This is a genomic window from Anaplasma phagocytophilum (assembly GCF_023476575.1).
In the GTDB taxonomy this organism is placed as follows: domain Bacteria; phylum Pseudomonadota; class Alphaproteobacteria; order Rickettsiales; family Anaplasmataceae; genus Anaplasma; species Anaplasma phagocytophilum_A.
Map to the genome: position 1 here is coordinate 1 of NZ_JAHLEX010000065.1, position 7,288 is coordinate 7,288.

The window sequence follows — 7,288 nt, forward strand, 5'->3', positions numbered from 1 at the left end:
TAACAATATGTAACCTGTAGTAATATCAGAACGAGGAATATAGGCCAAGGACTTTTACTGATGCTATAGGCATTGAAGAAAACACCGGTGTTTATCATCCTAGGGTCTTGCATGGGTCATCACATAAATGCAGCAGGAGGAATGGAAAATTCAAGGAAAAAAATACGGTTTTTGTAGGTGGTATAAATTTCCTATCTTCCTGCAATAAATTCACCCTAACACTTAATTACTGAGGACATACTACTTACTTTGGAAAACACGGGTGCATGCCTTTGGTGTGGGTAAAGCAAAGTATTTTACTTGTAGGTATTTTGTTGCTATTAGTGTCTTTTAACTCTGTAGATTGAATGATTATAGATTTGCTTTGCCGCCCGGATGTGTTGCTGTTTGTTGTGGTGTCATTACCATTCGTCTGCTCTGCGCTGATCATAGCTCTGAAAAGGTTTTCCCACTCTCAAGAAGTGCTCTCGACTCTGGCTTCTCTTGCTTTGTTTCTTACAGCATGTGCTTTGTACTTGGGGTTACATTGCAAACCAGCAATACTGCAGCTCCGTTTGTCCTCAGCGATTCTTTTCATTCTTGAACCTGAAGCTTTAGGTATAGTATTCGGGATCTTAGTATCATTCCTTTGGGCTGTGACTAATATCTACACCATAGGTTACATGAATAAGGTTTACGGTAAACTGCAAGACAGATCGGTTTTTTACTCCTGCTTTGCCGCTAGTATAGGCTGCACCATGGGTATAGCATTTGCCGGAAACTTAGTGACTCTCTTCATATTTTACGAGATGCTTACCATATGCACTTATCCTCTAATAATTCATGGCGGAAGTAAAGATTCAATAGCCTCTGGAAGTTTTTATATAAAGACGCTTTTGTGTTCTTCAGTGTTCCTGTTCCTCCCGGCTATTGCTATAGTATGCGTGACAAGTGAGGCTGCTGGGTTGTTCAGCGCGAGGAGTTTCATTTCTGAAACGCACCCTAACCTCCTTCCTTTCATAGTCGTGATGCTATGCTATGGAGTGGCTAAAGCCGCTATAGTGCCGGTACACATATGGCTACCCAGAGCAATGGTCGCTCCAACACCTGTTAGCGCGTTGCTACACGCGGTTGCTGTAGTAAAATCTGGAGTGTTTACCTTAATCAAGATCACTGTATGCGCCCTGGGCATCCATGGAATGTATAACTACTATAATGCCCCTGCAACTATCGATGTAGCACCTCACCACAACATAATGCTATATCTCTCAGTGGTTACTATAATTGCGGGATCTATCTTTGCGGTAGCTCAGAAAAATCTCAAAAGGTTACTCGCGTACTCTACTGTATCGCAGTTATCGTACATAACTTTAGCTTTGTCCATGTTTACTGATGGCGCAGTAGCGGCGGCAGTGTTTCAGATGGTGTGCCATGCTTTTGCGAAAATCACATTATTTTTCGCCGTGGGAGCTGTATATGCTGCTTCTGGTAAAACTATGATAAGGGATATTGATGGTTTGGGCAGAGTTATGCCTATAACTTTCACTGCATTTTGTATTGGAGCACTTGCCATGATCGGCATCCCTCCAGCTGCCACATTTTGGGGTAAGTTCTATATTATTACAGAGGCTTTAAAGCAGCAAAACTACATTGTCATTTTCACTGTCGCCTTAAGTACTGTGCTTAATACCTTGTACTTTGTACCTTTAATGTACAGAGTGTTTTTTGCTGCTGATGCAACGTGTACGGAAAGAGTTAAGGAAGCACCACTCTTAATCTTACTAGCAATGCTCGTATCATCTACGTGTACGATTCTACTGTTCTTAAAACCCAACATCGTACTAGGCATGTTATCTGTACGTTAATCATGATTTGAGTCTTGTACGGGTTATCTTGCAAGTTTTTCAGCGCGCCTGTCGATGTGGCAGATCAGTACACTGTTTTACTACTGCAAATTGCACAATGCGGTTTATCGTCACTGCTGCTGCACTCAACTTGCACAACTGGGAAGCCTAGTGTTCTGTAAATTAACTCCTTTTGATATATACTGGGTGAAGGCAAGGTAGTAACAAATTACTGCCTAGGATGGCTCAATCAGCACTATTTGTATTGACTTGATTTTACGATTGAACTAGCCTTTCTATGATGCAACAGAGTTTTTTAGACGGTTAGAGGTGGGTAGCTATAATTTAAATAGGCTTGCTACTGCCATCCTTTTTGCGTCTTTCATTGTCCTTGTTGTGAGCAATGTGGTGGACCTTGTGTACCATCCCGACTATAGCGGACCTCGTGGATACAGTGTGGATGTACCCACAACGCAGTCTGCAGGTAGCGTGCCTGGAGCTGTTGCACCTATTGTCGATATTGCTGCACTCATGGAAAATGCAAGTGCCGAGAAGGGTAAGGCGGTTGCTAAAAAGTGTTCCGCTTGTCATACTTTCAACAAAGGCGGTCCTCACAGGGTTGGTCCTAATCTATGGGGTATAGTTGGCGCAAAGCAAGCTCGTGCTCAAGGTTTCCCTTACTCTAAGGCTCTATTGAGTAAGGGTGGTACTTGGAGCGAGGAAGAGCTGTTTCAGTTTCTTGACAGCCCTAGAAACTACGCTAATGGTACTCGCATGGCGTTTGCTGGACTAAAGCCTAAAGACATTGCAGATGTGTTGGCGTATTTTAAGTCTCTAGAGAAGGGAGACTCCTAAAAGCTGGTGTGTGGTGCCATAGCATGTTTTCCTATTGTTGTGAGGAAGATGTTCTATTGTGTATTCACATGGGTTGTATATCAAGTTGGGTGTTGTTGACATGCGGTGGTTTGCGCAGCATGCCGCCTTAGCATTGAGCTATATGGCCTATGGATGAGTTTGCCACGTATTGCGGTTCACAATAAATAGCGATATACTGGGCGTATGTTATGTCTACCAGGCAATATGGGTACAGAAAAGATTCTTAAGTTGGACGATAGTTCGTACATAGCTTACAAGCAGTTGGATTTTGGCGGAAGGGTGTCTGTTGTGTTCCTTGGGGGCTTCATGTCCAATATGCAGGGTACGAAAGCCACTGCAATTTTTGATTACTGTATGTCACATAAGATAAATTGCACGGTTTTTGACTATTTTGGTCATGGAAATTCAAGTGCGGATTTTAAAGACTGTACGCTTAGTTACTGGAAACAGTGCTGTGATAACGTGGTTGAATTGTTAACAGAAACTCCCCTTGTATTAGTAGGATCTAGCATGGGAGGGTGGTTAGCGTTACTGACTGCTTTGTCTTTTCCGGAAAGAGTTAAGGGATTGGTAGGGTTGGCTTCTGCGCCGGACTTCACTGAGACCATTAATATGTCACCAGAGGAAAGGGACCATCTTACATTCGTGGGTCATGTAGAACTGCACAGCAAAGAAGATTGTAGCTACATAATCACACAAAAGTTGTTACTAGATGGGAAGAATCATCTGCTACTTGATAGGGCAGAGATACCATTGGATTGTCCCATAGTTTTGATCCATGGCATGGCTGATTTTGTCGTCTCTTACCAGACTTCAGTTGCTATAGCTGAAAAGGTGAGATCAAATAATGTAGAGGTTCATCTTATAAAAGACTCCAACCACGGTCTTCATGACTCCAAAGCTTTGCCAATTGTCCTGGGATCTATAGGTAAAATGGTGTCTTCGGTAGAGGCTTCCCTATAAGCTATTGTAAAATTTCACAGACCTTCGTGTACTCTGTAACTTCGTGATGGAGCACTAGATAACTTTTGGTAGTCAAGTGAAAGAGCATAAAATAAAGTACCTGACGCTAGATAACGGATCTGCTATCGCCTACAAACATAATGAGAGACAAAGTAACGCAACTGTTGTGTGCATGGGTGGATTTTCGTCCGAGATGCATGGTGTTAAGGGTTCTGCACTCTTCGGCCACTGTTTAGCTGAAGACATAGACTGCATAGTTTTTGACTATCTTGGCCATGGTGTCTCTAGTGGAGATTTTAAGCAATACTCCATATGCGATTGGTATAAAAACTGTTGTCATGTAATTGAGGCATTAACACAAAAACCTCTTATCCTTGTAGGTACAAGTATGGGGGGATGGCTTATGTTGCGTATTGCAATGTCTTATGCTTCCAGAATACTCGGGCTAGTTGGTTTTGCCGCTGCACCAGATTTTACTGAAACTTTAGAAATAAGTGCCGATGAAAAGCGCGAAACAGAAAATACTGGCTTTGCCACATCTTACGTAAAAAGAATGTGCGGACTTCTAGGCCTTTCTCAAGAGCTATGTAACGATACAATACATAGCTTGAGCAGAGAAAAGAGCCTACACATTCTCCAAACTGGGGAGGTAACAATATTGAAGAATAACCGTAGCTATACAATCACACCCAGATTGAAAAAAGATGGTAAAAATTATTTACTTTTAGACATGCCAGAAATTCCCATAGACTGCGATACTGTACTCATTCACAGCATAGCAGACAAAGTAATACCATACAGCTCTTCCCTTTCTATTGCAGAAAAAATACGCTCCAAGAACGTTTCAGTGCACTTAATAAAATCAAGCGACCATTTATTGATAGACGATCAGCCTTTGAAGGTCGCTTATAGTGCAATACGAAACCTTATTACATAAAACGAATTTTTCCAACTTAGATGCAGTGTCAAACCACTACTCAGCTTAATTGACCCAACTTTTTCAGGGAAAGAATATTCTTTCCCTGAAATTTTATTTCTTCTAGAACTGTGGGAAAGGAATCATTTAGCATGCCCTACTTTCTTTGAAGCTCTCTCTTGTTGTGCAGACAGTCTTTGTGTATGTTTGCTTGCTGTACCACCACCAACATCAGATCGCTCATTAATGCTGCTATCATAGTCTTTCTTTGTCACGCTTACCAGCTTAACAGCATTAGACTCCAATCCGTGCAATGGAGAGTATTTCAAATGCGTTGCAGACAGCTCTTTAGTGCTATGCAGAACACCTTTTCCAACTGAGGAGGGGAATAGCGTTTTTTGCAATGCTTCCGTAACATGCTCAGGAACTTGAGCAATACCTCTAGCTGCGGATCTAGATGCCTTAGTTACGCCATCTTTAGTTGTCCTTGCAGCTTTCCCAATACCATCACCTACAGATGTTGCTGCTTTTGATGCACGCACCGGAACTTGAGCAATACCTCTAGCTGCAGATCTAGATGCCTTAGTTATACCATCTTTAGTTGTCCTTGCAGCTTTCCCAATACCATCACCTACAGATGTTGCTGCTTTTGATACAGGTTCTACCACTTTAGCATTAATACCTTGAGATACAGATCTCGCTGCTCTAGTTACACCATCTTTAGTTGTCCTTGCAGCTTTCCCAACACCTTCACCTACAGATGTTGCTGCTTTTGATGCACGTTCAGGTACCTTAGCAATACCTTGGGCCGCTGATTGCGCCATTTCGGCAATCCTTTCCTTAACCGAAGTCGTACGTTCCGAAAATGAGATTGGGCTTTCCTTAAACCCACTATCTATCTCATTTCCTATTTCAACAAAACGCCCGACTACTTCTTGTACCTTCGGAGTTTTCTTCTCAGAAGTTATAGTACATGTTCCTCTTCTAGCCATAATAATTAATAATATTAAAATATTAATATGATGACTGAAGTGTTAATTTATAGTTAAAATCTTACTCTATGTATTATGATATAACCCACTATTTCAGAAAAACATCTGTTATAAAAGAAAAGTATTTTTCGCAGAACAGGAAAAGACGGACCCGCAGATACAGACCCGAAAGAAAACAACTAGAGCACGAAAAAGAATAACTGGAGTGGGCAGTAACAGACTCGAACTGCTGACTTCCTCGGTGTAAACGAGGCGCTCTACCAACTGAGCTAACCGCCCTTTTCAGTACATACTCTAAACCATAAATAAGCTTACTGCAATACTGAACTTTTAATGTTTTTATATTGTTTTATGCCTTTCTGCCTACATGCTCCAAGAACAGTATTGACCAGCAGAAATGCAATGGTCATTGGCCCTACCCCTCCTGGCACTGGAGTGATAGCTGCTACTTTATCTCTCACACTTTCAAAATCTACATCACCAACGAATCTATTCTTGCCCTCACTTGTGACCAAATTGATGCCGACATCTATCACTACAGCTCCTGGACTCACCCACTCAGACTTCACCATCCGCGCTTTACCCACTGCAGCAATTATTATCTCAGCATCACGGCAATGCTCCTCTATATTAACCGTTGCGGAGTGTAAAATAGAAACCGTACAATTTTCATACATCAACAACAACGCTACTGGCTTTCCTACAATATTTGATCGCCCAATTACCACAGTCCTCTTCGATGATAATACAGGCATCACTTTCTTGATCAGATATACACATCCCTGCGGAGTACATGGCACCATGCAATCCATCTGTCCTGTAAGCAACTTGCCGGCATTTACATTGTGAAATCCATCAACATCCTTTTCCGGATCAATGGCATTAATTATCAAGATTTTGTCAATATGCTTAGGCAGTGGTAGCTGTACCAAAATACCGTGCACATTTTCGTCTTCATTCAGTTCCTGTATTATTCCCAATAATTCTTCTTGGGTGGTCTCATATGGTAACGCAATGGTTTTGGAGTTTATACTGAGCTCTTCGGCCTTCCTTTGTTTATTACCCACGTACAACCGGCTGGCAGGATCATCTCCAACAATAATCACGACCAACGACGGAAATAAACCCTGTTCCTTTTTCAAGCTCTCTACTACTACTTTCAGTCTTCCTAATAGATCCGCAGCAGAAGCCTTACCATCTATTATATTGTTTTCGTATATACCCATGACGCACCACTTTCTTCAAAAAACACTATATCCCCAACAAACGTACCTACCACAACGTTACAACAACGCCTGCATACAACTCATACATTATCAGGCAAACCGACAACTAGCACGCGACACATATTCAACATGATATATCAGCTAAACCACATAAACAAAAACTAGCGCTAGATCCTATGCAACACGACCAAGATAATTTTAATCTTGTGTAACACGTGACACATCATCTGCCAATCTAATATCCTCATGACATGCATTATAAATTCTATTGATAACTTGATAGCTCAACTACATACCAATTTCTATATAACACTGCGTCCGAACACTACAACAATTCCGCAACACAACACCGGATAACTGAAGAAGTTATAGCCCCGTTCTTTCACTGGTTCTCTGTGGATTTCCTGGTTTTAGGTGTAGTTTCCATATTCATAGGATACAGTCCCCCTGCCATATTCTCCGTGGAAGATAAGATACACCAGAGACTCTAAA

At 41.7% G+C, this 7,288-nt stretch carries 6 protein-coding genes and 1 tRNA gene; 4 read left to right on the plus strand and 3 right to left on the minus strand.

The window, feature by feature from the left end; translation table 11 throughout:
• Positions 1-347 precede the first annotated feature (347 nt).
• The 4 genes from KPX09_RS03705 to KPX09_RS03720 all read left to right on the plus strand — a co-directional run bounded on the left by KPX09_RS03705 (position 348) and on the right by KPX09_RS03720 (position 4,599).
• Positions 348-1,844, plus strand: coding sequence for a proton-conducting transporter membrane subunit (locus KPX09_RS03705; RefSeq protein ID WP_249549047.1), 1,497 nt, complete (start codon positions 348-350; stop codon positions 1,842-1,844).
• Positions 1,845-2,153: 309 nt separating this feature from the next.
• Entirely contained in the window at positions 2,154-2,678 is a 525-nt protein-coding gene (locus KPX09_RS03710; protein ID WP_249549048.1) for a c-type cytochrome, read from the plus strand.
• A 225-nt stretch (positions 2,679-2,903) separates the two neighbouring features.
• Complete coding sequence (locus KPX09_RS03715) at positions 2,904-3,662, plus strand: alpha/beta hydrolase (RefSeq protein ID WP_249549049.1); 759 nt, start codon at positions 2,904-2,906, stop codon at positions 3,660-3,662.
• Positions 3,663-3,738: 76 nt separating this feature from the next.
• The gene (locus KPX09_RS03720; RefSeq protein ID WP_249549050.1) at positions 3,739-4,599 is read left to right on the plus strand and encodes an alpha/beta hydrolase; all 861 of its coding nucleotides are present in this window, start codon (positions 3,739-3,741) and stop codon (positions 4,597-4,599) included.
• A gap of 122 nt (positions 4,600-4,721) precedes the next feature.
• Here KPX09_RS03720 and KPX09_RS03725 read toward each other — a convergent pair whose 3' ends face one another.
• From KPX09_RS03725 to KPX09_RS03735, 3 genes are all read right to left on the minus strand, one after another.
• Positions 4,722-5,570: a hypothetical protein gene (locus KPX09_RS03725; RefSeq protein ID WP_249549051.1), complete on the minus strand. Its 849-nt coding sequence runs from the start codon at positions 5,568-5,570 to the stop codon at positions 4,722-4,724.
• 206 nt (positions 5,571-5,776) lie between these two features.
• A tRNA-Val gene (locus tag KPX09_RS03730) sits at positions 5,777-5,849 on the minus strand.
• Positions 5,850-5,881: 32 nt separating this feature from the next.
• A complete protein-coding gene (locus tag KPX09_RS03735; protein WP_249549052.1) occupies positions 5,882-6,796 on the minus strand; it encodes a bifunctional 5,10-methylenetetrahydrofolate dehydrogenase/5,10-methenyltetrahydrofolate cyclohydrolase in 915 nt (304 codons plus the stop codon).
• Positions 6,797-7,288 lie beyond the last annotated feature (492 nt).

Bases quoted from the DNA above. Each gene is read 5' to 3' on its own strand.
- KPX09_RS03705 (WP_249549047.1), top strand. From the start codon at position 348: ATGATTATAGATTTGCTTTGCCGCCCGGATGTGTTGCTGTTTGTTGTG.
- KPX09_RS03715 (WP_249549049.1), top strand. From the start codon at position 2,904: ATGGGTACAGAAAAGATTCTTAAGTTGGACGATAGTTCGTACATAGCT.
- KPX09_RS03725 (WP_249549051.1), bottom strand. From the start codon at position 5,570: ATGGCTAGAAGAGGAACATGTACTATAACTTCTGAGAAGAAAACTCCG.
- KPX09_RS03735 (WP_249549052.1), bottom strand. From the start codon at position 6,796: ATGGGTATATACGAAAACAATATAATAGATGGTAAGGCTTCTGCTGCG.